Genomic DNA, 25,536 nt, shown 5'->3' with positions numbered 1-25,536 from the left:
TTTAAGCACAATTTGAAAGCGGCAGAAGAATTTATCAGGACGAGATTGGGCGAGCGGAAGGCCTCCGGCATTTTGCGTGCGCTAAAACCAGAGAATAATCTGATAGATTTTTGCAGCAACGATTACCTTGGGTTTGCCCGGTCGGCTACGCTGAAACAGCATATCGCAGAAGAAATAGCTCGCTACCCTAACAGTTTAAATGGCTCTACGGGCTCGCGGCTGCTATCCGGTAATTTAAGGTATGCCGAAGAGCTGGAGCAACATATTGCCCAATTTCACCAGGCTGAAGCAGGGTTATTATTCAATTCAGGCTATGATGCCAATATTGGCCTATTCTCCTCCCTCCCCCAAAAAGGCGATACCATTATCCACGATGAACTGATACATGCTTCCGTTATCGACGGTGCAAGGTTGAGCCATGCCAACCGATATACCTTTCGCCATAACGATTTGGAAAGCCTGGAGGCTAAGCTAAAGCAGGCCAAGGGCAATTGCTATGTGGTGATAGAAAGCGTTTACTCCATGGACGGCGACACCCCTCCCATAATGGAGATATTGCAACTAACTGAACTTTACGGAGCGAATTTAATCATAGACGAAGCGCATGCCGTTGGCCTCTACCCTGCCGGGCTAATAGCCACAATGGGCCTGCAACATCGCGTTTTTGCCCGCATAGTAACTTTTGGCAAGGCATTAGGTTGCCATGGAGCAATAGTGCTTGGCAGCAATGCGCTAAGAGAGTACCTGATAAACTTTGCCCGTTCGTTTATCTACACCACGGCGGCATCGTTCCACCAGTTAGCATCGGTAAAAATGGCTTACGAATTGTTGGTGGATGCGGGTAACGAAATAGCCTCACTCCATCAAAACATCGCTTTTTTTAAAGAAAACATCGCACCCAACACCCGGTTCCCGCTATTGGCGAGCGACAGCGCTATCCAATGCGTGGTTTTACACAGTAACGAAAATGCGAGGCAGGCAGCCAAGGAACTGCAAAACGCAGGCTTAGATGTACGCCCTATTTTAAGCCCAACTGTAGCTGCGGGGGCAGAACGTATCCGTATATGCCTGCACGCATTCAATACCGTAGATGAAATGACCCTTTTGACATCGACCTTAAATAAGATAATACATGCCGGATAAACCTCTATTCATCACCGGCATTGGCACGGGCATTGGCAAAACGCTGGTAGCTGCCATTGTGGTAGAAAAACTAAAGGCCGATTACTGGAAACCCATCCAGTCCGGCGATTTGCACAGCACCGATACCATGTTGGTGCAAAGCCTGGTTTCTAACCATCAAACCGTTTTCCACCCTGAGGCTTACCGGCTTACGCAGCCTTACTCGCCCCATAAATCGGCAAAGCTGGATAGTATTGGCATCAACGAGCATACCATCATATCGCCTGCTACAGATAATATGCTGATTATTGAAGGCGCAGGCGGACTCATGGTGCCGCTGAACGACCATTTTTTAATAGTCGATTTAATAAAGCAACTTGATGCGGAAGCAATACTGGTATCGCAAAACTATCTGGGCAGCATCAACCATACTTTGTTATCTGCAGATGTACTGAAACAGCGGGGAATAACGATCAAAGGCATTATTTTTAATGGCAATGCCGATGCTTCATCCGAAGAGTATATCCTGGCTTACACCGGCATACCGATTTTGGGCCGAATTCCGGCATTGACCGATATCAACCCACTAAGCGTTGCTGAGGCTGGTGGGTGCCTCGATTTTTAGGAAGAAGAATGTCGAACGCCGAATGTCCAATATCGAATAATGAAGTAAAAAGTTGTCATTATTCGAAATTCAATACGGGGTCTTCGACATTTTTTTCTTTTTCAGCCTGTTTCTTCCCGAAGCGGCTGGCCTGCAGCCGGTCGTAATCTTTTACGTAATCCGGGTGCTCGGTGCCCATCAGGCGGTCCCACACCCTAAAGTAGAGGCCGTAATTCCCTTTGAATTTGCTGTGGTGTATATTATGATACACGGATGTATTAACAACCTGGAACAGGAACGAGCCCCGAAGCCATTTGGGCGCTACCTCGTACCCCAGGTGCCCGTAAACATTTATTACGAAACCGACTATAGTGAACCACACTACCACTACGGGATGTATCGGCATCACCATCACGATGACCAGCAATACAGCGCCCTCTGTCCATGCTTCGATAAAATGGAACGAGTAGGATGCCCATGGCGAGGGATTGGTGCTTTGGTGGTGGGTTACATGCGCGTATTTAAACAGGCTTTTATGATGTAACAGGCGGTGCATCCAGTAAAAGTAAGTATCGTGTATCACCAGGCTCAGCACCAGGCTAACAGGAAGGTACCACAGCGGGAAGTCGGTAAAAGAATCGTAAAGCAGCGTGTATTTGCGCAGCGGCGTAAACAGGATAATATAGGCGATAACCGCAAACACGGCCGAGGTTTGCACTGAGTGCAATATTTCGCGCTTAAAATCGGCGGTGCTTGCCGCACGGGCCTGAATCTTGCCTTTTTCGTACCATTTAGCTATCAGCTTATAAAACACCAGGAAAGGTATGCCTGCCAGCACAAAATAACGGATAGCTGTTATGCTGAAAATGGTAATGATGGGTTGCAATATCTTTTCCATATCTATATATCAATAGCCCAAAGTTAGCGCAGGCTGCGCAGCAAAAAATTAACAAAAGATAATTAACGCTTACCCTGTATCGAAATACGTTTTCGGATACGGCTTAAGGATACCGGGGTGATGCCCAATAAGGTGGCCAGGTATTTATCGGGCACGCGGTTTACGATGTCGGGCTTCTCGCGAACGAGTTGCTGATAACGTTCTTCTGCCGATAGCAGGATGAAGGATTCTACCCGCGCCATAGATTCGGCCAGCATACCTCGCAAAAAAGAGGCCTGGGTTGATGATAGCCTGGGGTTATTGTTCAACACAGGTAACGCTTTTTCATAATCTACCTCCATCAGTACGGTATCCTCCAGCGCCTGGTAAATAAAACGAGAGGGCCGCTGGTGGATGATGGCATCGTGCGAGGCGATGAACTTGCCCTCCCACTGCAGCAGCAGCGTAAACTCGTCGCCGTTTTCCTTTAAATAATAAGCACGGATTAACCCCTTGCGTATGTAAGCCAGTTTTTGATGTGTAGCCCCCTCAGCAATATAGATATCGCCTGCGGCAAACTTGCGGGTATGCGCCAGCTTTAATATGTCATAGATATCCTTAGGGTTGAGCCCTTTGAAAACAGAAAGATAAAAACTTATTTCATCAGCATCCAGCATTGTGTTTACCAGTGCTTTATAGGGTGTTGTAATAGGCCATCAGTTTACCCAGGTCGGCATCGCTCTTAAAATTTATCTTGTTGGCTTTAAGGTAAGTATCCAAAGCTGCCTGCTTATCGGCAAGGGCGACTAATATCGATTTTTTATCGTTTTTTAACGGTTGGGCTTTACCATCAACTACCAGGTAATACTTTGTAGATCTCTCGATAAAGGTTCGTTGTTTGGTAGGTGCACCTATAACCACGGTTTCTAATAATGTTTTAACCGTTTTTTTGATGAGTTGCGTTTTGCCATCGCTTATCACCTCAAAAAAAGATGCGGGCGTGGTACCTTCTATGTCTTTATAACCGCTGCGGAAAAGCCTGGTTATTGCCCCATCGCTTTCGGCTAAACTTAAAGTAAACTCCTGTACGGGCACTACGAATTCCATTTCCGCGCCCACTTTTTCATCTTTAAAAGTAACCTTATCAGTCACCATATTATATTTAAGCCATATCGCTTCTTTACTCCTGAAGCCGTTGGCTAAGGTGAAGTTCCCGGGTTGCCAGTCGGGCTTCAGGTATGGGCTGCCGTTTATTTCACTGTAATCGATAGTCATTACCGGCTTCGAATCTATGTAGTGCATAAACTGCTGTGCTTTTGCTGCAAGGGTAAAGCTCAGCAAGCAAAACGAAGCGCATAGTATCCTGAGGTATTTCATATTTTTTGAGGTAGAGTGTGTTGAATTTATTTGATGCCTGATGTTGGTGGCCATTATAACGAATTATAGTAATCTACCAATTTACCCAGTTGGGTATCGCTTTTAAAGTTTACCTTGTTGGTTTTGATATAGTCTTCCAATTGGCTTTGTTTATCGCCAAGTGCGGCCAATATCGATTTCTTATCGGCTTTTACCACCGTTGCCTTCCCACCGATAACCAGGTAGTACTTTGTTTTTTCGATAAAGCTGCGCTCTTTCGTTGCCGAGCCGATGGGTTGTTGTTCGAATACGATTTTGTTGTTCCTTTTAAGCAATTGTGCTTTGCCATCGCTCAGTATTTCTAAGAAGGCCGTGGGCGCTATACCATCGATATTTTTGATGCCGCTTTTGAAATGCCGTATCGCAGTACCCACACTAAGCGAAAACTCCTGTACCGGCACCACAAACTCCAGTTCCTGCCCACTTTCTTTATCCTTAAAGGACACCACATCATTCACCATGTTCAATTTAAGCATCATGGGCTCTTTGTTGCTCACACCATTAGTAAGGGTAACGTTGCCGGTTTGCCAGTCCTCGTACAAATAGGGCGAACCTTCCATATTTGTATAATCTATCAGCATTACCGGCTTGTAATCGGTATAAAGCTTAAATTGCGCTTTTACAGTTGATGCCATTGCCAACAGACAAAAAAAAGCGGGTAGGATTCTCAGCGTTTTCATAGATTTTAATGAAAGAGGTGGATGCCTGGGTTTACTATTGCGAAACGGTTAAATTATACAATTATTAACTATCAATCAAATTGAAATATTGCTTAATATAGCCCCTGCAATCATAATGCATACCTCACATGAAAAATATTACTGTAATAGGCTCGGGCACTATGGGTAACGGCATTGCCCATACCTTTGCGCAAAATGGTTTCAAGGTATCGCTGGTGGATATCAGCAACGAAGCCTTGCAAAAGGCTTTGCAAACTATTGCCGCCAACCTGGACAGGCAAGAAAAAAAAGGAATCATAGACGAGGATGCCAAAGCAGCAACCCTGGCCAATATAAAGACATATACCGATGCTTACGCGGGTGCTTTTGATGCGGATTTGGTTGTAGAGGCGGCCACCGAAAACCGGGAAATTAAACTAAAGCTTTTTAAAGAGCTTAGCGACCTGTGCAAGCCCCAGGCAATACTGGCATCCAATACTTCTTCTATCTCCATCACCGAAATAGCCGCCGCAACCAACCGGCCCGACAAGGTAATAGGCATGCATTTTATGAACCCTGTGCCCGTGATGAAACTGGTGGAGGTAATACGCGGTTATTCCACTACAGATGAGGTAACCGAAACTATTATGGATTTGGCGCTTACTTTAGGTAAATCGCCGGTGGAAGTGAATGATTATCCCGGCTTTGTGGCTAACCGCATTTTGATGCCAATGATAAACGAGGCCATATACACCCTGTACGAAGGCGTAGCGGGCGTTGCCGAAATTGACACCGTAATGAAACTGGGCATGGCACACCCTATGGGCCCCCTGCAACTGGCCGATTTTATTGGGCTGGATGTGTGCCTGGCCATACTCAACGTATTGCACAAAGGCTTCGGCAACCCTAAATATGCACCCTGCCCTTTATTGGTAAATATGGTAATGGCCAGGCAGCTTGGCGTAAAATCGGGCACCGGGTTTTACCAGTACACGGCTGGGAGTAAGGATCTGGTAGTGGCGAAGAAATTCCAGAAGTAGAATCAAGAGACGAGAATCAAGATACAGGACAAATACTGTCTGAATCTTGTCTCTTGATTCTCGTCTCTTGACTCTCGCTTCTTAACTCCTCCTCTTTAAACTATTCCATTTCTCATCTGTCAAAATATTTTATCAAATACACTACAGATGAAAACAATATCAAAATTAGGGATCATGTGTGCCTTAGCAGGCTCGGTGTTCCTGTCATCATGTGCTAGCGAGGGTTATGTTGCCGATCAACCGGTAGAACCGGTTTACGTGAGGCCTTCAGCACCTTATGCGAATGCTTATTGGGTACCCGGCGAATGGGTTTGGCGCGGCCACCGTTACGTTTACCGCAATGGCTACTACGCTCGCCCGCGTGCAACCCGTGTTTACGTAGAAGGTGCCTGGGTACATACCAATCGTGGCTACGTTTGGCGAAGAGGGCACTGGCGTTAAAGATAGAATCAAGAGGCAAGAATCAAGAGACAAGACAAAGCCCTTTGTTTTTTCGTCAAAGGGCTTTGCATATTTTTATTCCGTCTTAATTCTTGTCTCTTAATTCTTGATTCTATCTTACCTACATCCTCTCCGGCACATCAATCCCCAGCAAATTCATCCCCTTGCTGATGACCTTCGCCGAGGCAGCAGACAACTGCAACCTGAATTGCTTTAAGCTTTCGCTTTCAGCCTGCATAATGGGGCTTTCGTGATAGAACTTGTTGTAGAGCTTGGCTAGTTCGTAAATGTAATTGGCAACCAGTGCCGGGCTCTGGCCTGCTGCGGCTTCGGCAATCGTTTCGGGGAATTTGCTGAGCAGTACAATCAGGTCGCGTTCTACGCCGCCCAATACTGTAACATCTGTAGCACTGGTTTGCGGCGAGTAATTTGCCTTGCTCAATACCGATTTGATACGCGCGTGAGTATATTGGATGAACGGCCCTGTATGCCCCTGAAAATCTACAGATTCGTTCGGGTCGAACAGCAGGCGTTTTTTAGGATCAACCTTCAGCAGGAAATATTTTAGCGCACCCATACCGATGGTGCGGTACAGTTTGTTTTTATCTTCTTCGCTAAAACCATCGACCTTGCCCATGGCTTCGGTGGTTTCGGCGGCGGTATTGAACATATCGGCCATCAGGTCGTCGGCATCTACTACCGTACCCTCGCGCGATTTCATCTTACCCGATGGCAAATCAACCATCCCGTAGCTTAAATGGTATAAACCTGTTGCCCAGCTTTTTCCCAGCTTTTGAAGGATGAGGAACAGCACTTTAAAGTGATAATCCTGCTCATTGCCCACTACGTAGATGGATTCATCCATTTTGTAGTCGCCATATTTGAGCTGTGCTGTGCCCAAATCCTGTGTGATATATACTGAAGTACCGTCGGCGCGAAGCACCAGTTTCTGGTCGAGGCCGTCGGCAGTAAGGTCTATCCAAACAGAGCCATCGTCCTTCCTGAAGAAAACACCCTTTTCAATGCCTTCTTCAATAATATCCTTGCCTAATAAGTAGGTATTGCTTTCGTAGTAGTATTTGTCGAATTCAACGCCCAGGGTTTTGTAAGTTTCGGCGAAGCCTGCGTACACCCAACCGTTCATGGTTTTCCACAGGTTTATGGTTGCCTCGTCGCCTGCTTCCCACTTTTGGAGCATCAGTTGGGCTTCCTGCATCAAAGACGTCACCGTTTTAGCAACCTCTTTTATCTTATCTTCTTCAGTTCCTATTTTGTCGTTTAAATCGCCAAGCAACTTTGTATTACCCTCGGCTACATTAACAATTTTATCTTTGCAGACGGCTATTACATTTAATGAATCCTGAATTTTCTTGCTCTGATTACTGTTAAATAACGATAAATCGCCTTCGTCATAGATCGCATTTAGAACCGGGGCAAGCTGTATGCGCAACTCCTTTTCAAACCAAACATAGTATTTGCCAACCAGGTGGTCGCCTTTCAGGCCCGCACTCTCAGGTGTTTCGCCTTCACCAAACTTTTGCCAGGCCAACATGCTTTTACAAATGTGGATACCCCTATCGTTCACCAGATTGCTTTTGATTACCTCGTAACCGGCAGCGGCCAATATCTGTGCTACCGAAAAACCTAAGAGGTTATTACGAACGTGCCCTAAGTGCAGTGGTTTGTTGGTGTTTGGCGACGAATACTCCACCATCACTTTTTTGCCGTTTGGTTTCGCAGCAGCAAAATCATCCTGCAGGATTTCATTGTTCAGTTTATCCAACCAAAAATCATCGCCAAAAGAGATATTTAAAAACCCTTTTACAACATTAAAGGCGGCAACTTCGGGTAGACTATTTTGCAGATATTCGCCAATTTCGCCGCCGGTTTGCTCGGGACCCTTACGCGAAAGTTTAGTATATGGGAAGGTAACCAGCGTTACCTGGCCCTCAAATTCTTTACGTGTTTCCTGTAAATTGATATCCTTAGCGGCAATATCGGTTTGGTATAATTCTTTTATGGCCTTAACAACGGCCTCGATAATAAAATCCATCGGGCAAAATTAGCAATAAATGGGGAGGATTTTGATTGGGATGGTTGCGATTTTACCACAAAGGACGCAAAGAAAAAAAACGCAAAGAACCGCAAAGTCTGTCCTGCTTTTTCATTCTAAGTGGAACAAGATAACTAACGCAATGAAGTTAAGCTTTTTTATAATCTATTCTTTTGATTCTTTAACCAGTTTGCAAAACCCTTTGCGTCCTTTGCGCTCACCGACGCGCTAATTCTTTGTGGCCTTTGCGGTAAAATAACCACGCTGCAAAGTTACCCGCTATTTCCTCATCTATGAACCATCAACTTAAATTAATAGCTTTGTTACTCTTACTACCTTCTATGATACCCGATAACAATAATTTCAAGCTCGATGTAACTTCCGAAATAGGCAACCTACGCGTTTTATTGGTCCATAGCCCCGATAGCGGCCTGGGCAAGGTGGTGCCCTCAAAAGCGCAGGACTGGCTTTTTGAGGACATTGTACACCTGGATACCATGCGCAGCGGCGAGTACGATTACTATATCAAATTGCTGATGTACTTCCTGGACCCTGCCAAAATAAAAGGCAAACTGGCCGATATAGATAACCAGGAGAATAAACGCGATTTTTTCAAGCCCGATAACGCCGGCTTTCATAATTCTACCAAAGTGGTGGAGATACAAACTCTGCTAAGCGACATCCTCGAGCAAAAAGATATCCGTAAAAAACTCGTGGCAGCGGTTTGCGCCATAGAGGGCTGTACCTACCGCCTGCAACTACAATTGATAGATATAGAACCGGTAGAGCTGGCCAAGATATTCATATCCGGCTCGCTTACGGACGATCAGATGATTTTCGCGCCTATCCCCAACATGATATTTACCAGGGATATCGGCATCGCCGTCAACAACCACATGCTGTTGAACAAACCAGCCAAAAAGGCCCGTGCCCGCGAAACCCTGTTGGCTCGCTATATATTCTTCAATCACCCTTTGTTCGAAGGCTATCGAAATAATATTTTGGAGATACCCGATACCGTGCAGCACTTCCTCCGCCCCGGCGAGGAGCAAGAAAGCAAAACCACCCTGGAAGGCGGCGATGTAATGATGGTTGCCCCTAATCACCTGTTGATTGGCTGGAGCGAGCGCACATCTGTTAGCGGTGCCAACGAAGCAATTAAACTATTGTTCGATAACGATGTGGTAGAGAAGGTTACCGTGGTAAAAATACCGCACAAGCGCGATTACATGCACATCGATACCGTTTTCACCCAGGTAAAACGCAATGTTTGGGTGTTGCTGCGCTCGCTTACCATCACCGAAACACTACAGGAAGATGCTGATGCCGTTGGCTGGTTTGCCGATAAAAAAAACAAGGATAAACCCGAACTGGTGCAGTTCCGCAAAGGCAAAAAGCCAAAAACATTTGCCACGCTGGAGGCTTTGCTGGATAACATCAGCCAGAAAGATTTGCATAGTGAAGAACCCACCCGCTTCATTTACTCGGGCAACGATGTGTTCCCCTACGATGCCCGCGAACAATGGACCGACAGCTGTAACCTGCTTGCCCTAAAAGAGGGTGTGGTTTTAGGCTACGACCGTAACGACAAAACCGTAGAAGCCTTTAAGCAAAGCGGTTTTGCGGTGATCAAAGTGCAGGAACTGCTCCAAAAATTTGAAGACAACGAACTGGAGCCGCAAAGCATGACGGATACGCTGATACTGATGCCTTCCGCCGAGTTATCCCGCGCCCGTGGCGGCTTCCATTGCATGAGTATGCCGCTGCAAAGGGATAAGGTTGTCTGAACCGGGATTAACAGATTTTTAGGATTAACTGGATTCTAAAAATCTGGCTTATAACATAAAACAAATAATATTTTATGTAAAACATAAAATATTATTTGTTTTACGAATATTACTTGTATGTTTGCATTATTAAATCAATACAAACATGAAAACTACATCCTGGCTTTTAAAAACTGTAAGAGTTATTTTAACCATATTTTGGTACGGCAATATGGTGCTTGCGGTATTTGCCTTTTGCGTGCTAACCTGGAAAATAAGCACCGACCATTACACCGAGTTTAGCAACCCGGTTAAGTATCCGCTGATAACCACCTCCACCCATTTAACGTCGCTTGAGCCGGACGTGAGCAACATCACCCTTACACCCGACCAGGCCACTGTTAAAATGTACCTGGCCAACAACTTCAGCCACATCGCATTGGCCTATTTCTTCCTGTTTGCTTTTGAGGCTTTGGTGATGAGCATCATTTACCAGCTGCGCAAGTTCTTTAATACCATTAAACAAAGCGCGCCTTTTACCTATGAGAATGTACGTCGGCTTAAAATAACTGCACTTTGCTTTGCGCTGACTACCGTACTCAGTGTATTATTGGGCATTAGTACCGCTGTAATTTTAGGTACCAGTGTAAAACAAATGCACCTGATGAATATGGTATGGGAACAAAGCTTTACCGGGCTGATATTAGGTGTCATGCTCTACATACTGGCCGATATTTTCAAATACGGGTTCGAACTTAAAAAAGAGATTGGAGAGTTTGTATAATGGCAATCATCGTAAACCTCGACGTGGAGATGGCGAAGAACAAAATGTCGCTCAAAGAGCTCGCCGAGCGTCTGGATATCAGCATGACCAACCTCTCCCTCCTCAAAACCGGCAAAGTAAAAGGCGTACGCTTTGATACGCTGGAAGCCATTTGCAGAGAATTGAACTGCAAACCGGGGGATATATTGGATTATAAAGCGGATTGAGTAATATTGTCTGAACTCGAATTCAACGAATTTTAATAATTTACAGAATCAAGAATCTCCTTTTCAATTCTGACAATTCACTAAATTCGTTGAATTCGAGTTCAGACAAAAACGCCCATGCAATCCACTAAAAACATCCTCATGATACGCCCGGTGAATTTCGGGTTCAACGCGCAAACTGCGGAGAGCAACGCTTTCCAAATAAAACAGGCCGACCAACAAGCCGTGCAACAAAAAGCACAACGGGAGTTCGACGGCTTTGTAAGCGTATTGTGCGAAAACGGAGTCAACGTAACCGTGATTGAAGATACACCCGAACCGCACACCCCCGATTCCATCTTCCCCAACAACTGGGTGAGTTTCCATGATACCGGCGATATATTCCTCTACCCCATGCAGGCAGTGAACCGCCGGCTGGAGCGACGCGAGGATATCATCAGTCAGCTGGAAGATAACTTCGCCGCCAAACACATCATAGACCTGAGCCGATACGAAGCCAAAAACCAATTCTTAGAGGGTACCGGCAGCATGGTCCTGGATAGGGTAAACAAAATCGCTTACGCCTGCCTCTCCCCCCGTACCGATGCCGAAGTACTGAAAGCCTTTTGCGATTACACCGGCTACAAAACCGTCACTTTCGATGCCTTCGACCAGCAAGGCAAGGCTATTTACCATACCAACGTATTGATGTGCGTAGGCAGCAAGTTCGCGGTAATTTGTTTGGATAGCATTACCGACCTGTACCAAAAGCTTGCAGTGATTCAATCTCTAAAATCAACAGGGAAACAGGTTATCGAAATCACCTTTGAGCAAATGAACAAATTCGCAGGCAATATGCTGGAGGTGATGAACGCGGGTGGGGATACTTTGATTGTGATGTCGCAAACGGCTTATCAATCCTTAACCGATGCGCAGCGCAATACCCTGTCGGTATTTGGCAAATTGGTTTACGCGGACATCAATACTATAGAAACCAACGGAGGCGGCAGCGCAAGATGCATGATGGCCGAAGTACATTTGGAGCAACTATAACCGCAACTTTATCAGGCCGACTTACCCTAAAAGTGTTCCACTTTCCGCAGAAAAAGCGTTATTCTTGTAGCATTTATTTAACTTATTAACAATAAGACTATTGCGTACTTTACCTAAAGGAATGTTCCAAAGTGTTCCGCAAAAAAATGCAACTATTTGATAATCAACGATTATTTAAAAAATAGTGTTCCACATTCAAAGTGGAACACTTTAGGCTACAAGCCTGCATAGGGTTTACACTTGGTCTTCCTAAAAAAGCCCCTAAACCGATAGCGGATGGTATCAGGTTTTACAAAAATGCCAACTGGATATTCGAGGCTTATACATTCAAGAAAGGGTATTGAGGACAACAGTAATCAGCTTGCTTCGGCAAGCTTTTCATTCTCCAGCAATTTTATCAATGCCTTTTCGGCGATATTCAGCTCGGCCGATTTTACATCCTGTTTCTCGTCGAGCCCGCTGATGTATTTAAAGATGGTACCCTCTTCGTAGCTTTTTATCACGGTGGGGTGCACATAATATTTTTTGCAAACCGTGCGCGTGTTGCCCAGGTTTACGGCTACCTCATCCAGCACGCTTAGTATTTTTTTGCGGCACTCGGTAACGTTATCAAACTCGCCGGCCTGTTTAAAGGCATATAACGCGCTCACGCTGCCCGCCCAGGTGCGGAAATCTTTGGCGGTAAAATCCTCGCCTGTTACGTCCTTAAGATAGTTATTTACATCGCCTGAGCCAACTGCGCACCGGTTGCCGCCTTCATCGTAATATTGAAACAGTTCGCGCCCTGGTATATCGCGGCACTGCTTAACCAAATTGGCCAGCCGCCTGCTTTGCAGCGCTATTTTATGAAAAACGCCTTTCTTACCCTTAAACTCAAAATTGAGGCGTGTGCCTTCAATCTTTACATGTTTATTCATTAAAGTGGTAAGACCAAAAGAGCCGTATAATTTTTTGTAAGATTCGTTCCCAACCCGTATGCTGGTCAATTCCATTAGCCTAACCACCAAAGCAACTACCTTCTCGTGGTCGAGGTTACGGCGGGCCAGGTCCTGGTCTACCCTTTGGCGTATGGCGGGCAAATGTGCCGCAAACATTTGCATGCGGTGATATTTAGATTGATTGCGTATTTTATTCCAATACGCATGGTAACGGTATTGCTTGCGGCCGGCAGCATCCGTACCGGTGAATTGCAAGTGGCCGTTCTCATAGGGCGATATCCAAACGTTGATATAAGCAGGTGGTATCACCAATCGCGCAAAGCGGCTAACCAGCTCCTTATCGCGCACCAGGCTGCCTTCGGCATCGTAATAGCTCCATCCCCTACCCGATTTTTTGCGCGTGTACCCCGGCGTAGAATCTGATACATAACGTAAGCCCACGGCTTTTGCTGCAATCTTTGGGTCGCGGCCAATTTTTTCGAGTTTTTTTAGGAGGCGGTTCATGGGTTGTAGAACAAGCCGGGAATGGATAAGTTTTCTTGTCGGTCGGAAAGTCCGCAGCCCCCTCTAAATCTCCCCCGGAAGGGAAAACTTTTAATCCTTCAACAACATCTACGCCCTCCCCTCCGGGGAGGGTTGGGTGGGGCTTATAGTGATCTCACAACATACTCCACCTGCTCGGGGTGTACATCCAAATGCGTTACAAAGCGGATACGGTGGGTATCGGTGCTGTTAGCTTTGATGCCTTTGGCTTCCAGTCGGGCCAAAACAACGTCGGCAGGCTCAACTGTATCAAACAGCACCAAGTTGGTTTCCACCGGAAGTACATTAGTCACCCAATCTTTTTTGGTCAGTTCTTCGGCTATGATTTGGGCATGCTTATGGTCTATTTTCAAGCGTTCCACATGATGATCGAGCGCGTAGATGCCGGCTGCAGCCAGAAAGCCGGCCTGGCGCATGCCTCCGCCTAATACCTTACGTATGCGGCGCGCATATTTGATAGTTGCTTTATCGGCAAGCAAAACCGAGCCGACCGGGGCACCCAATCCTTTGGAAAGGCATACCGATATACCGTCGAAATAGGTGCCGTAATCAAGCGCCTTATCGCCTGTATGCGCCAACGCATTGAAGATGCGCGCGCCATCCAGGTGCAGCTTAAGACCTTTGACCTTGCATAGCTCGGCAATAGGTTTAATATGTTGCAAGGTATAACAACTGCCTCCGCCTTTGTTTACGGTATTTTCCAGCACCACCAGGCTGGTATGCGGGTAGTGGATGTTATCTTCATTTATCTCGGGGGCAATCATTTCCGCCGTAAGTATGCCGCGGTAGCCGTTGAGCAAACGCGTAGATACGCCCGAATTGAAGGCGATTCCCCCACCCTCGTAACGGTACACATGCGCGGTTTGGTCGGCAATTAGTTCGTCCAGCGGTTGGGTGAAGCATTTAATGGCGATCTGGTTGGTCATGGTGCCGCTTGGGCAAAAGATAGCTGCCTCCATCCCGAACATCGCAGCGGCCTTTTCTTCCAGTGCGTTCACGGTTTCGTCCTCGCCTAATACATCATCGCCCACTTTGGCGCTCCACATGGCCTCGAGCATGCCTGGGGTAGGTTTGGTTACGGTATCGCTGCGTAAATCAACAGTCATCATATATCAAAAGCGGTAAAAAATGCGTTATTTGTATTTTAATTTTATGCGCTCAATTTTAATCATTTTATTCCTGATGCTGACCTTCGTATCAGCAAAATCACAAAAATGGCAGCCCGGCTATTTTATAGATGTAAAAGGCGTTCGGTACGATGGTTTCATCATCCCCAACCCTGCAGGTACCGGCCCCATCAAAAATGAGGGCTTCATAGAATTTAAGGACGCCGATAAATCTACCCCCTACAAACTTAGCACCAGCGATCTGCAGGCGTACGTAGTAGGCAAAGATAGCTTCGTGGTGGCTCATGCACCCGGCAACGAAACCTGGGCCAAAAAGGAGCTTGATTTCGTACGTGTATTGGTGAACGAAGAAACCAGGATATACGCCACGCGTGGCGCGGGCAGCGGCAGTGGCACAGGTAAAAAAGTATCATTTTCGCCAAGTGTGGGCCTTAGCACGGGCGGCGGCGGTTACGGCGGTGGCCTGGGTGGCGGCTTAGGCATAAATCTTGGCGGTGGTGGTGGTAGCGGCAAAGGCGATAAATCGCAGCTAAGCTATTATTACGGCACTAATACGGCCACCATGAGGCACCTTACCGAAGAGAACTTTGTGGACGTAATGAGCGAGGTAATGGGCGACGAGCCGGAAGTGGTGGAGCAGCTGCGCGCCGGGCATTTCGGGCTGCGCAACATCGACAAACTGGTTGATTATTTTAACAAAGTAAAGGCGAGCCACAAACCGTGATTAAGTAGATTTGTCAACTTTTAAAAAGTTGACAAATCTTACCCCTCCTAAATATGAAAAAATCGATAGCTATAGATATGGACGGCGTGATTGCCGATGTTGACCAGCATTTTTTAAACCTGTACCATCGCGAATACGGCGTACTTTTTACCAAGGATGATATAGCCGGCAAAACCGAAGACACCCTGTTCCCCGAAGCAGGTGCCGCACGTCGATTTGCCTTTACGCCGGGTTTCTTTTTAACTGCCCCGTAATGGAAGGCGCTGTTGGAGCAGTGAAGAAGCTGATGGAGACTTACGAGGTGTACATCGTTTCGGCGGCGATGGAGTTCCCGCTGAGCCTTACCGAAAAGCACGAATGGCTACGGCTCAACTTCCCCTTCATCAGCTGGCGCAATATTATCTTCTGCGGTGATAAAAGCATTATCAACACCGATTACATGATTGATGACCACCTCAAAAACCTCGATAACTTCAAAGGCAAAACCCTCATGTTCCATGCCTTCCATAACGTGAACCACAATCACCACGAAAGGGTGAATAACTGGGATGAGGTGCTGGCGATACTTAACACGATTTAAGGATTTAGCGATTAAGCAGGATTTGTTGCGGCCCAAATCAAAATCGTGTTAAATCGCTAAATCCCTCAATCGTGTTTTAATCCTGTTTCTTCTCTCCCAACGAAAACCAATTCCCCGAATCATCTTTAAACAAGGCCTCAAAACCGTAGAACTCTTTGGTGGGTACTTTAGTAAACTCCACGCCTTTGGCTTTTAGTTCTTCATAAGTGGCTAGCAGGTCGTTGCATTCGAATACGCCGAAACCAAAGGTACCTTTGCTCACGAGATCGCGCATTTGGGCTGCAGCCTCTTGTTTGAACATCATCCCCTCGCTTATGGCCATCAGGGTAATTTCCAGGTCGGGTTGTTCGGGTGGGCAAACGGTGAGCCAGCGCATGCCGGGCCCCATGCTGGCATCGGTATGCACCTTAAAACCCAGTTTGTTTACATAAAAATCGTAAGCACTATCCTGGTCGAGCACGAAGATGCTCACGTGGTTAAGTTTGGTAATCATGTCGTTTTTAGTTTATGGGATAAAGATGCGGTTAGACGACGAGATTGGGTTATCGAAAATTGCGGAATTTATCTGAACTCGAATTTCAAGGAATTAAAAGAATTTATGGAATAATTCAAGGCGGAAGGGCCGCAGCTTAATTCTGACCATTCAAATAATTCCTTAAAATTCGAGTTCAGATAAAAACTCAAACAACCCACCCATTCATCTCCGCAAAGCAATTGGGTATAAAGTTTTGCGGGGCCTTTTTCATATCCGCATCACGTTTTAGTTCTGCTTGTTGCCATGCCGATGGTGATTGCTTTACCATCCGTTTAAATAATGCCGAAAACGAACTTAGGCTATCAAAACCAATCGCGTAGCAGGCATCGGTTACCGGCATGCCAGTCTTTAGCAGCCGTTGTGCGTTATCTATGCGCACGGCAATTAAATATTGGTGAGGCGTTTTGCCATAGGTAGCCTTAAACAGACGGATGAAATGGAACTTGGAGAAATAGGCCTCGTCGGCTATATCGTCTAAGTTCAAGGGTTGATGATAATGGGTATCGATAAACAGCTTGGCCTGCACCACGCGCCGGTAGAGGTACATTTTTGAATACAGGGCATTGGCGGGCGTGTTCATCAATCAAATTTACCCAAAAGATTGATTGCGGCTATTCCAAAATTCCTTTTATTTTATCAACGATCAGGGTAATTACCTCCGGTGATTTGATGATACGTTCGTGCCCGGCACCTGCGAAATTATAACTTTGGATGAATGGGCGTTTCTCCAAAAAATCTTGCATAAATGCGTATGGCGAAATCAAATCAGCATCATCATACAGCAGCAGGTGCTCTAATTCCGCACCGAATTGGTAAAACACATCCAAATCGTAATCAGATGCGGGGCGGCCCACCAGTTGGGTAAAGCTGTCCAGATAAGCTTGCTGCATCACCGGCGCTATGCCGGTAGCCGTCATGCTGTATTCAAAATTTTCTTTCAGGCGGATAAGCGGCGTAATGCTGATAAGAAGTTTGGGCCTTGCAGCAAACTTGTTCAAAGCCACAGTATTGGCCATACCGCCCATCGAGTGGCCAATCAGCACATCGGGCATACCAAATTCCGCAATTACCGCTTCGGCGGCCCCTGCAAACAGTGCCCCATTGGATAATTCCGCCGCCGAACTACCGTTGCCGGGCACGTCGAAAGCAATTACCGTGGTATCGGGTATCTGGCGAAGGGCGGTAATCAGTTCCATAAAATCGGCCGCTTTAGAACCCCAGCCGTGCGTAATCATGATTTTGTGCGTACCCTCTCCCCATTTAAACCCGTTGAAATTTAAATCGGTATGCGTAAAATGCTCGTCGTACGTGCTGAGACTGAAGCGCTCTGCTTCGTCCAGCATTTGTTGTTGCTGCAAGCGCAAGTGCATTTTTGGCGAGTAGCAGATGAGCTGCCAAAGCAGGTCTATGTATTCAGGTGCGGTATCGTCGGCAGCTTTTACGCCGGCTATAATTTGTTTCAGTTTTTTCATGCGGATAGAAATGCCGTGCGGCATCCCAAAGCTATGAAATTACCCGTAGCTTAATAACTTTCGTCGTTCCATAAAACGTGGTGCTCCAGGCTCTCGGGCTGTATCACCACAAAACGCACGAATTTAAATTCGGCCTTCACCTGGTCGCGGATGCGGTCGATTGCCACATTGATATCCGACGTATCCATATTCTCTTTAAAGGCCACGATGAGCATCAACAGCACTTCCGATGGCGATTGATAGGTAGAGAGGATATGCATCACCTTAACAACTTGTTCGTCGTTTTCTACAATATGGCAAATCTTGTCGCGCGTTTGGGTAGATACCCCCTCGCCCATCAGCAGGCTGCGGCTCTCCCGCGCCAAAATAGCCGATACCACGATCAATATCAGCCCCACCAGCAGTGATGCCACGCCATCTATATAGGGCTGGTTGAAACGGTGGCTTAGGTAAACGCATATCATCACAATAAACAAACCCGCAACAGCCGCGGCATCCTCGAACAACACTAAAAAACTGGATGGGTCCTTACTCCTTACCACCGCTTGCCAGAAGGGCCTCTCGCCGCGCAACTGGTTGAATTGCTTCACAGCGATAATGAGCGATGCCCCCTCGAACACGATAGAGAGCGACAGCACCCAGTAATTGATGGTTGGGTCGCCCAATGCTTCGGGCTTGACGATATGGGCGATGCCCTGGTAAATAGACACGCCGCCGCCCAGCCCGAATATCATAATCGAAACGATGAACGACCAGAAATATAGCTCCTTACCATAGCCGAAGGGATGGGTAGCATCGGGCAGCTTTTTGCTTCGCGCCAGTCCCAACAGCAGGAACAATTCGTTAACGGTATCTACCAACGAATGCACCCCTTCTGCCACCATGGCCGCGCTGTTGCTGATACCACCCGCGATAAACTTAGTTATGGCAATGAGCAGGTTGGCCACAAGTGCAGCGTAAATGGATGTTTTGGATGAAGCCATAGCTGTATAATACGCCGGGAGGCAGATTGTTTGCTATGATAAACCAAACTGTAACTTTTTCATTTCAAAACGCCGTCTGGCTTTAAATTTTAGCATCTTTAAGGTTTACCATCTGCTATGAAAAACATACTACTCCCCGCCTTGCTATTACTGGCATGCATCAACACATTTGCGCAAAAAACTTCCAAAAAACCGCTCGACCAGTCGGTTTACGATGGCTGGCAAAGCATCAATAATTCTTTGATTAGCAACGATGGAAAATGGGTGCTCTACGTGGTAAAACCGCAGGAGGGCGATGCCAACCTGGTACTCACCGATGCCAAAAACAAAAGCCCTTTCACCGTGCCCCGTGCAGATACCGCCCGCTTTACAGCCGACTCTAAATACGCGGTGTTCATGATACGCCCCTTTTTTAAGGACATCCGCCAGGCGAAAATAAAAAAGAAGAAACCCAACGAATTCCCTAAAGATACGCTGGGCATTACCATAGCAGGTAGCAAAACGGTAGAGAAGATACCTGCTATCCGCTCCTTCAAAATTGCCGAGAAAGCTTCGGTTATCGCTTACCTATCCCCTGCCGATACGGTGAGGAAACCCGAAGCGGGAGACACTTCCAAAAAAGCCGTAGCCACTACCATTGCCCCGCCTGTAAAAGATGGCGCTGAGCTCACCCTAAGGCAATTGCTTAACGGCAAAACCCGCACCTTTAAATACGTAAGCGATTATATATTGAGCAAAAACGGCAAGCTACTGGCTTTTTCGGTAACTGCACCCAAGAAATCTAAAGCGGTGATTTCGGGCCTGTTTGTTTATGATGTCGAAAAAGATAGCCTCAAAACCGTAAGCACCGGCCGCGGCAATTACCGTAACCTGGCGTTCGACGATGCCGGCAAGCAACTGGCCTTTACCGCCGAAAAGAACCCCGAGAAGGCCCTGGTGAAACCCTTCAAACTCTACTATTACAATACCACAAAAGATAGTGCGGCTGTTGTTGCCGCTCAAGGCAGCAAAGGGATGCCCGCCAACTGGGCCGCCAGCGGCGATGGCCGGGTATTTTTCAGCAAGGATGGCGCGAATTTATTCTTTGGCACCGCCCCTATCCCCAAACCTGCGGATACTACGCTGGTAGATTTTGAAACCGCCAGGCTGGATATATGGAATTATAAAGACGATTACCTGCAGCCCTACCAGTTAAAAAACCTTCAGCGCGAACTAAAGCGCAGCTACCTCGCGGTTATCCGCCCCGGCGCGGGGGAACAGAAACTCATCCAGCTGGGCGATGAGAACATACGCGAAATAGCCGTGCCAGATAATAATAATGGCGACTATGTATTGGGCCTGGCAGATACCGGCGCGCGCGTGCAATCGCAATGGGAAGGCGGCTCGCAGCAGGAAGCCTTTCTCATCAACACCAAAACCGGCCAACGTATCCGCATCAACACCCGCGCAAAGGCCAGCTACCGCATATCGCCCGCAGGTAACTACGTGGTTTGGTTCGATTCTAAAACGCAGAACTGGTATTCCTACGCCATCGCAACCGGCAAAAAACTGAATTTAACAGCTGCCACAGGCGTAAAAATGGGCGACGAAGAAAATGATGTACCCGACGACCCCGGCGCTTACGGCATTGCCGCTTGGGAAAAGGACGACAAGAACGTACTGATATACGACCGGTACGATATCTGGAGCATAGACCCTGCAACGGGCCATACGGTTAACCTCACCAACAATTTCGGTCGCCATAATAAGGTAACTTTCCGTTACACACCAACAGATAACGAAGAGAAATTCATCGACCCGAAGAAACCGCTTTGGCTCATCGCCCAAAACGAGGAGGATAAACAATGGGGCTATTACACTAAAACCCTCGGTACGTCCGGCGACCCAAAAAAGGCCGTCGTGGCCCCATTAAGTTACAGCAGCCTGCAAAAAGCCAAGAACGCCGATGTATTTATTTACACTAAGGCCAGCTACGTGCAGTCTCCCGACCTATACGTTTCCGGCGATTTGCTGAAGGAAACCAGGCTGAGCGCAATCAACCCGCAGCAGGCCAGTTATAACTGGGGCACGGCCGAATTGGTACGGTGGACCACGCCAAAGGGCTATAAATCAAAAGGCATCCTGTACAAGCCCGAGGACTTCGAACCCAATAAAAAATACCCGATGATCGCCTATTTCTATGAAAAACTGAGCGATGGGCTTTATGCTTACCAGGCCCCTGCGCCTACGCCGTCGCGCCTGCCCATATCGTGGTTCGTGAGCAACGGGTATTTGGTTTTTGCGCCGGATATCAGCTATATCAGCGGGCATCCCGGTGCATCGGCGGTAGAATTCGTCAACTCCGGCGTGGAGGCATTGAAGAAGAACGCCTGGGTTGATGGCTCGCACATCGGTATACAGGGCCAAAGCTGGGGTGGCTACCAGGTAGCTTACCTCATTACGCAAACCAATATGTATGCAGCTGCCTGGGCCGGCGCGCCCGTTGCCAACATGACTTCGGCTTACGGCGGCATCCGCTGGGAAAGCGGCGTGAACCGCCAGTTCCAGTACGAAAAAACGCAGAGTCGCATAGGCGCAACGCTTTGGGACAAGCCCGAACTGTACATAGAGAACTCGCCTTTGTTCCAGTTCCCCAAGGTACAAACCCCGGTGGTTATCATGAGCAACGATGCCGACGGCGCCGTGCCATGGTACCAGGGCATAGAGATGTTTACCGCCCTGCGCCGGCTTAACAAACCCGTGTGGTTGCTGCAGTATAATAATGAGGCCCATAACCTGGTAAAACGCCAGAACCGCAAAGATATCAGCATCCGCGAAGCGCAGTTTTTCGGCCATTTCCTCAAAGGCGAGCCACTGCCCGTTTGGTTGGATAAAGGCGTACCGGCCGTAAATAAGGGTAAGGATTGGGGATTGGAATTAGATAATTAACTGATGAAAGTAGTCGCAAAAATTGTGTTTTTGTTTGCGTTGATGCTAAATTCTGTAGAGAGCAAGGCATGCTATTGCAATGTTCCAAATCTGGATAGTAATTACATACATGCAACGCCATACATCGCACTGATAAAAATAAAAAGCATTTTAGAACAACTGCCCAAGGTGGATGAACATGATTATAGCCCCAATTTCCAGATAGCTATAGAGGAGATCCAACTGTTTAAAGGCACTTCGCAAACAGTAATTAATGTTAGCGGCGGGCACGTTAAATTCAATACCGCCTCGTCCTGCGCCATGGATATTAAGGAAGGGCAGGAATGGGTTGCGTTTTGTTACGTGGCTAACGGAAAGCCTGTTTTGAGCAGCTGCACCAATTCTGTTTTATACCGCGATAACAACGGTTTCAGGAACTGGGGCTTTGGAGGCGGAATTTTTCAACTGAAATTTTTGAATGAATATTTTAAAATAGCTCAACCGGTTAAAAGCATCAATAACGGGCTTTACACCGTACGCTTTGCCAACGGCAAACCTGAGTTTACGATACCCTATAAAAACAATAAGAAAAGCGGGCAGGCTAAGTATTACTATCCCGACGGAGAATTATACGGAGTTATGAATTATAAGAAAGATTCGTTAAATGGCCCGGTTATATGGTATTACGAAAGCGGAATTATACAGAGTAAATCGTATTACCATGAGGGTACAAAAATAGATAGCAGCGCTTATTACATGGATACCGGTGTGCCCTTTATAATTAGCATCTACTCAAAAAAAGGTGTGATAGAGAAGACCCTGCTTTACCAGGGTTCCGTTAACAACTATCTTTACACCGAATCGTTTTTTGATAAAGGAATTAAATATAAAATGATATTCTACCGCGAAAAAGACAGGACCATAGAAACTATTTCTTACAATAAACCGGATGGAAGTTTAATGGAAGAAAATTACGATAGCGTCGGCAAAAAAACAAGAACAAGGTATTTTAATAAAGACCATAGGTTAGTTAATACCGAAACCCATTCCCAATAATTGCTTATTCGGTTCTGCTGTGTTGTGGTATTTGAGAGTGCCGTTATCAGCAAGAATAATCCCGCGCAATTTTAGGCAATTACTTAAGATGCACAGCCCATTGTCCGTTAGAGTCCCTGTCTACCGTTTCTTGCGATTCATAATCAATAATCACTGAACTATACGCTTGTACAGGATATTCATGTTCAACAAGCAGATTTCTTAACAGGTTGTTTAGTTCGTCGTTAGCTTTTAATGCTTCCTTTACCTTATCGGTTCTGACGCAAATTAAAAACACTAAGTATTTGGGGTCGATGTCATACGCACCGTAGCAATCTATCCAAAATTTTTCTTCACAATATTTTTTGACGATAGTTTTAATATCGTGTTTAATGTTCGCTACTTTCCGTGGAAGTGAGTCTTTCGGATTAAAGAGCTTTGGGAACATTTCCTTCAATACATCGGTGAGTACGTTCATTTATGATAATTGATTGGCTCTACTAATGTAAGTATTTACTCCAAATAATAATGCTTTATCTGGTTCAGCCTATCGTCCAGTTCATACACCCAGGGGACAGCAGTTGGTATATCCAGTTTAGCAACGTCCTCGTCGCTTAGGTTATCTATGTATTGTATAAGCGCCCGTAGGCTATTACCATGTGCGCAGATGACCACCTTTTTTCCATCGCGGATGGCGGGCACGATGGATTCATGCCAAAAGGGTAATGCCCGCGTCATGGTTTCGCTCAGGTTTTCGGTGAGGGGAAGTTCGCGGTAAGTCAAATCGTTATAGCGCAGGTAGTGGCCGGGGAAACGTTCGTCCTGCTCGGTTATAGCAGGCGGGTGCTCTTTGGGGTCGCGCCGCCACTTGTGTACCTGTTCCTCGCCGTATTTGGCAACGGTTTCATCTTTGTTGAGGCCCTGCAGGGCACCGTAAAAGCGCTCGTTCAGCCGCCATGACTTATGCACGGGTATCCACAGGTGGTCCAGTTGCTCCAGTACGAAATGCATGGTTTTAATAGAGCGTTTTAGTACCGAGGTAAAACCAACATCAAAAGTATAACCATGTTTTGCCAATAACTGCCCGGCACGTTTGGCTTGTTCCAGTCCTTCGGGCGATAGGTCTACGTCTGTCCAGCCGGTAAAGCGGTTCTCCTGGTTCCAGATGCTTTCGCCGTGGCGAATTAAAACGAGTTTCTGCATATATGGTAATGTTAACGCGCCCGCGACAATTCAGTTTAAATTTAATTGTTAATTAACGGTAATTAAATTAGATTGCATCCATAAACCAAAATTAAAAACCTTTTAGCACATGATCCCAACTACTCCTGTTGTTGTGAAGGATGGCATAGCCAACCCTGCACCACTTGGCCTTTGCGCCTTCGGTATGACCACCGTTTTGCTCAATATCCATAACGCCGGCTTTTACGAACTGAATACCATGATATTGGGTATGGGCATTTTCTACGGCGGGCTCGCGCAGGTTATTGCCGGCGTAATCGAAGCCAAAAAGAATAACACTTTCGGGCTAACCGCTTTCACCTCATACGGTTTCTTCTGGTTATCGCTTGTAGGATTAATAGTGATGCCGAAACTGGGCTGGGGAACCAAACCTACCGAAGGCGCCATGGTAGCCTATTTAAGCATCTGGGGATTCTTTACCTTCTGCCTGTTTTTCGGTACGTTGAAACTAAACCGTGCACTACAGTTCGTGTTCGCATCATTGACCGTATTGTTCGCCCTACTGGCTATTGGCGATGCTACAGGCAATAAAAGCATCACTACGCTTGCAGGTTACGAAGGCATCATCTGCGGATTATCGGCCATTTACACGGGCATAGCCGGCGTATTAAACGAAGTTTACGGACGGGTTGTGTTGCCTATTGGGCCGGTGGAGAGTAAGTAGCATTTGGGCGTTAGATAAAAATCAACCGTCATCTTGAACTTGTTTCAAGACCCCATCATAAAAGTAGCCGATATGCTTAACCGCTTTGCAACGTCGCGAACTAATCAGATGGGGTACCGAAATAAATTCGGCATGACGTGATAGTATAATATAGCGATGGGTTTCAAACCCATCGCTATAATTCATCTCGACCCCATCCATCCTACTCCCATTTTTTTCAGCTAACTTGCGCCCGTGAAAGACCTCAAAAAATACTACATCATCCCGGCTACGCCAGAGGAGCTATATATGGCGCTTACCAACCCCATCACCATCCAATTGTGGACGGGTGAAGAAGCTGAAATGTCAACCATCCCCGGCTCTGAGTTTTCGATGTGGGAAGGCAGTATCGTGGGCAAGAACCTGGAGTTCGAAGAAAATAAAAAAATCGTACAGCAATGGTATTTCGACGGACAGTCGGATGAATCTATCGTCACCATCAAACTCCACGCTGATAAGCACGGCACCTCGGTAGAGCTACGCCACACCAACATCCCCGACAGCGATTTCTACGACATTTCTGAAGGCTGGAACGAGGCCTACTTCGGTAGTTTGATAGATTTTTTCTCGGAAGGATAAGCAGCAAATCCGCGCTTAATCTCCTATCCTCAAATCATCTTCAACGGGCATAAAAACCCGGCCCATTTCCCTGTCCGCGACAGCTCAATTTTCTGGCTTTACGCTACATTACGGGCCATTTTCGCTTAATTCCCCTTTGCGAAAATATTTATTGAATAACTCAATATT

Annotated in this window: 28 protein-coding genes; 15 read left to right on the top strand and 13 right to left on the bottom strand. The window is 46.7% G+C overall.

Features of this window, described 5'->3' with window-relative positions; all coding sequences use genetic code 11:
• Positions 1 to 12 precede the first annotated feature (12 nt).
• Positions 13 to 1,143 carry an aminotransferase class I/II-fold pyridoxal phosphate-dependent enzyme gene (locus AC1DXC_RS17445; RefSeq protein ID WP_477460448.1) on the top strand — a complete coding sequence of 377 codons (1,131 nt, stop codon included), beginning with the start codon at positions 13 to 15 and terminating at the stop codon, positions 1,141 to 1,143.
• Positions 1,133 to 1,747, top strand: a complete 615-nt coding sequence (gene bioD / locus AC1DXC_RS17440) for a dethiobiotin synthase (protein WP_477460447.1) — start codon at positions 1,133 to 1,135, stop codon at positions 1,745 to 1,747. The genes AC1DXC_RS17445 and bioD overlap by 11 nt, the downstream gene beginning before the upstream one ends.
• A gap of 58 nt (positions 1,748 to 1,805) precedes the next feature.
• On the opposite strand, the gene AC1DXC_RS17435 is transcribed toward bioD, so the two are convergent.
• The 4 genes from AC1DXC_RS17435 to AC1DXC_RS17420 form a co-directional block, all read right to left on the bottom strand.
• The gene (locus tag AC1DXC_RS17435) at positions 1,806 to 2,624 is read right to left on the bottom strand and encodes a sterol desaturase family protein (RefSeq protein WP_477460446.1); all 819 of its coding nucleotides are present in this window, start codon (positions 2,622 to 2,624) and stop codon (positions 1,806 to 1,808) included.
• Between the two features lie 62 nt (positions 2,625 to 2,686).
• Entirely contained in the window at positions 2,687 to 3,280 is a 594-nt protein-coding gene (locus AC1DXC_RS17430; RefSeq protein ID WP_477460445.1) for a Crp/Fnr family transcriptional regulator, read from the bottom strand.
• Positions 3,281 to 3,296: 16 nt separating this feature from the next.
• The gene (locus AC1DXC_RS17425) at positions 3,297 to 3,980 is read right to left on the bottom strand and encodes a hypothetical protein (RefSeq protein WP_477460444.1); all 684 of its coding nucleotides are present in this window, start codon (positions 3,978 to 3,980) and stop codon (positions 3,297 to 3,299) included.
• 53 nt (positions 3,981 to 4,033) lie between these two features.
• Positions 4,034 to 4,699 carry a hypothetical protein gene (locus AC1DXC_RS17420; protein WP_477460443.1) on the bottom strand — a complete coding sequence of 222 codons (666 nt, stop codon included), beginning with the start codon at positions 4,697 to 4,699 and terminating at the stop codon, positions 4,034 to 4,036.
• Between the two features lie 128 nt (positions 4,700 to 4,827).
• Here AC1DXC_RS17420 and AC1DXC_RS17415 point away from each other — a divergent pair, with 128 nt between their 5' ends.
• Together AC1DXC_RS17415 and AC1DXC_RS17410 are read left to right on the top strand one after the other, a co-directional pair.
• A complete protein-coding gene (locus tag AC1DXC_RS17415) occupies positions 4,828 to 5,718 on the top strand; it encodes a 3-hydroxybutyryl-CoA dehydrogenase (protein WP_477460442.1) in 891 nt (296 codons plus the stop codon).
• 147 nt (positions 5,719 to 5,865) lie between these two features.
• Complete coding sequence (locus tag AC1DXC_RS17410; protein WP_477460441.1) at positions 5,866 to 6,159, top strand: hypothetical protein; 294 nt, start codon at positions 5,866 to 5,868, stop codon at positions 6,157 to 6,159.
• Between the two features lie 121 nt (positions 6,160 to 6,280).
• Here AC1DXC_RS17410 and argS read toward each other — a convergent pair whose 3' ends face one another.
• Positions 6,281 to 8,212 (bottom strand): arginine--tRNA ligase, encoded by a 1,932-nt coding sequence (gene argS, locus AC1DXC_RS17405; protein ID WP_477460440.1) that lies wholly within the window; start codon positions 8,210 to 8,212, stop codon positions 6,281 to 6,283.
• A 341-nt stretch (positions 8,213 to 8,553) separates the two neighbouring features.
• Between argS and AC1DXC_RS17400 the strand changes: the two genes are divergently transcribed.
• The 4 genes from AC1DXC_RS17400 (at position 8,554) to ctlX (ending at position 12,000) form a co-directional block, all read left to right on the top strand.
• Positions 8,554 to 9,999, top strand: a complete 1,446-nt coding sequence (locus AC1DXC_RS17400) for an arginine deiminase family protein (protein ID WP_477460439.1) — start codon at positions 8,554 to 8,556, stop codon at positions 9,997 to 9,999.
• A 145-nt stretch (positions 10,000 to 10,144) separates the two neighbouring features.
• On the top strand, positions 10,145 to 10,762 hold the full coding sequence (locus AC1DXC_RS17395) for a DUF2975 domain-containing protein (protein WP_477460438.1): 618 nt from the start codon (positions 10,145 to 10,147) through the stop codon (positions 10,760 to 10,762).
• Positions 10,762 to 10,968 (top strand): helix-turn-helix domain-containing protein, encoded by a 207-nt coding sequence (locus AC1DXC_RS17390; RefSeq protein WP_294944429.1) that lies wholly within the window; start codon positions 10,762 to 10,764, stop codon positions 10,966 to 10,968. Before AC1DXC_RS17395 ends, AC1DXC_RS17390 begins: the two co-directional genes overlap by 1 nt.
• A 117-nt stretch (positions 10,969 to 11,085) precedes the next feature.
• The gene (gene ctlX, locus AC1DXC_RS17385) at positions 11,086 to 12,000 is read left to right on the top strand and encodes a citrulline utilization hydrolase CtlX (RefSeq protein WP_477460437.1); all 915 of its coding nucleotides are present in this window, start codon (positions 11,086 to 11,088) and stop codon (positions 11,998 to 12,000) included.
• Between the two features lie 356 nt (positions 12,001 to 12,356).
• Here ctlX and AC1DXC_RS17380 read toward each other — a convergent pair whose 3' ends face one another.
• Together AC1DXC_RS17380 and AC1DXC_RS17375 are read right to left on the bottom strand one after the other, a co-directional pair.
• Entirely contained in the window at positions 12,357 to 13,442 is a 1,086-nt protein-coding gene (locus AC1DXC_RS17380; RefSeq protein WP_477460436.1) for a DNA topoisomerase IB, read from the bottom strand.
• Positions 13,443 to 13,585: 143 nt separating this feature from the next.
• Positions 13,586 to 14,590 (bottom strand): threonine aldolase family protein, encoded by a 1,005-nt coding sequence (locus AC1DXC_RS17375; protein WP_477460435.1) that lies wholly within the window; start codon positions 14,588 to 14,590, stop codon positions 13,586 to 13,588.
• A gap of 43 nt (positions 14,591 to 14,633) precedes the next feature.
• Between AC1DXC_RS17375 and AC1DXC_RS17370 the strand changes: the two genes are divergently transcribed.
• Genes AC1DXC_RS17370 through AC1DXC_RS17360 form a run of 3 tightly spaced genes read left to right on the top strand, consistent with a single transcriptional unit; the run spans position 14,634 to position 15,912 of the window.
• Positions 14,634 to 15,332, top strand: a complete 699-nt coding sequence (locus AC1DXC_RS17370; RefSeq protein ID WP_477460434.1) for a hypothetical protein — start codon at positions 14,634 to 14,636, stop codon at positions 15,330 to 15,332.
• Between the two features lie 53 nt (positions 15,333 to 15,385).
• The gene (locus tag AC1DXC_RS17365; RefSeq protein WP_477460433.1) at positions 15,386 to 15,586 is read left to right on the top strand and encodes a hypothetical protein; all 201 of its coding nucleotides are present in this window, start codon (positions 15,386 to 15,388) and stop codon (positions 15,584 to 15,586) included.
• Positions 15,586 to 15,912, top strand: coding sequence for a 5' nucleotidase, NT5C type (locus AC1DXC_RS17360; protein WP_477460432.1), 327 nt, complete (start codon positions 15,586 to 15,588; stop codon positions 15,910 to 15,912). Before AC1DXC_RS17365 ends, AC1DXC_RS17360 begins: the two co-directional genes overlap by 1 nt.
• A 76-nt stretch (positions 15,913 to 15,988) precedes the next feature.
• Here AC1DXC_RS17360 and AC1DXC_RS17355 read toward each other — a convergent pair whose 3' ends face one another.
• The 4 genes from AC1DXC_RS17355 to AC1DXC_RS17340 form a co-directional block, all read right to left on the bottom strand.
• On the bottom strand, positions 15,989 to 16,405 hold the full coding sequence (locus AC1DXC_RS17355; protein ID WP_477460431.1) for a VOC family protein: 417 nt from the start codon (positions 16,403 to 16,405) through the stop codon (positions 15,989 to 15,991).
• A 187-nt stretch (positions 16,406 to 16,592) separates the two neighbouring features.
• On the bottom strand, positions 16,593 to 17,027 hold the full coding sequence (locus AC1DXC_RS17350; protein ID WP_477460430.1) for an AraC family transcriptional regulator: 435 nt from the start codon (positions 17,025 to 17,027) through the stop codon (positions 16,593 to 16,595).
• 31 nt (positions 17,028 to 17,058) lie between these two features.
• A complete protein-coding gene (locus tag AC1DXC_RS17345) occupies positions 17,059 to 17,919 on the bottom strand; it encodes an alpha/beta fold hydrolase (RefSeq protein ID WP_477460429.1) in 861 nt (286 codons plus the stop codon).
• 50 nt (positions 17,920 to 17,969) lie between these two features.
• Complete coding sequence (locus AC1DXC_RS17340) at positions 17,970 to 18,902, bottom strand: cation diffusion facilitator family transporter (protein WP_477460428.1); 933 nt, start codon at positions 18,900 to 18,902, stop codon at positions 17,970 to 17,972.
• Between the two features lie 117 nt (positions 18,903 to 19,019).
• On the opposite strand from AC1DXC_RS17340, the gene AC1DXC_RS17335 reads away from it, so the two are divergent.
• On the top strand, positions 19,020 to 21,830 hold the full coding sequence (locus tag AC1DXC_RS17335; protein ID WP_477460427.1) for an alpha/beta hydrolase family protein: 2,811 nt from the start codon (positions 19,020 to 19,022) through the stop codon (positions 21,828 to 21,830).
• A 3-nt stretch (positions 21,831 to 21,833) separates the two neighbouring features.
• Positions 21,834 to 22,865, top strand: coding sequence for a toxin-antitoxin system YwqK family antitoxin (locus AC1DXC_RS17330; RefSeq protein WP_477460426.1), 1,032 nt, complete (start codon positions 21,834 to 21,836; stop codon positions 22,863 to 22,865).
• Between the two features lie 79 nt (positions 22,866 to 22,944).
• On the opposite strand, the gene AC1DXC_RS17325 is transcribed toward AC1DXC_RS17330, so the two are convergent.
• Together AC1DXC_RS17325 and gpmA are read right to left on the bottom strand one after the other, a co-directional pair.
• Positions 22,945 to 23,322, bottom strand: a complete 378-nt coding sequence (locus AC1DXC_RS17325) for a hypothetical protein (protein ID WP_477460425.1) — start codon at positions 23,320 to 23,322, stop codon at positions 22,945 to 22,947.
• Positions 23,323 to 23,357: 35 nt separating this feature from the next.
• Positions 23,358 to 24,047, bottom strand: a complete 690-nt coding sequence (gpmA, locus tag AC1DXC_RS17320) for a 2,3-diphosphoglycerate-dependent phosphoglycerate mutase (RefSeq protein WP_477460424.1) — start codon at positions 24,045 to 24,047, stop codon at positions 23,358 to 23,360.
• Positions 24,048 to 24,156: 109 nt separating this feature from the next.
• Here gpmA and AC1DXC_RS17315 point away from each other — a divergent pair, with 109 nt between their 5' ends.
• Together AC1DXC_RS17315 and AC1DXC_RS17310 are read left to right on the top strand one after the other, a co-directional pair.
• On the top strand, positions 24,157 to 24,750 hold the full coding sequence (locus AC1DXC_RS17315) for an acetate uptake transporter (protein ID WP_477460423.1): 594 nt from the start codon (positions 24,157 to 24,159) through the stop codon (positions 24,748 to 24,750).
• Positions 24,751 to 24,984: 234 nt separating this feature from the next.
• On the top strand, positions 24,985 to 25,368 hold the full coding sequence (locus tag AC1DXC_RS17310) for an SRPBCC domain-containing protein (RefSeq protein WP_477460422.1): 384 nt from the start codon (positions 24,985 to 24,987) through the stop codon (positions 25,366 to 25,368).
• The last annotated feature ends 168 nt before the right edge of the window (positions 25,369 to 25,536 follow it).

This window comes from Mucilaginibacter sp. P2_D11 (assembly GCF_056404435.1).
The sequence above is the reverse complement of the archived record's forward strand: the minus strand, read 5'-3'. Positions and strand labels throughout refer to the sequence as shown.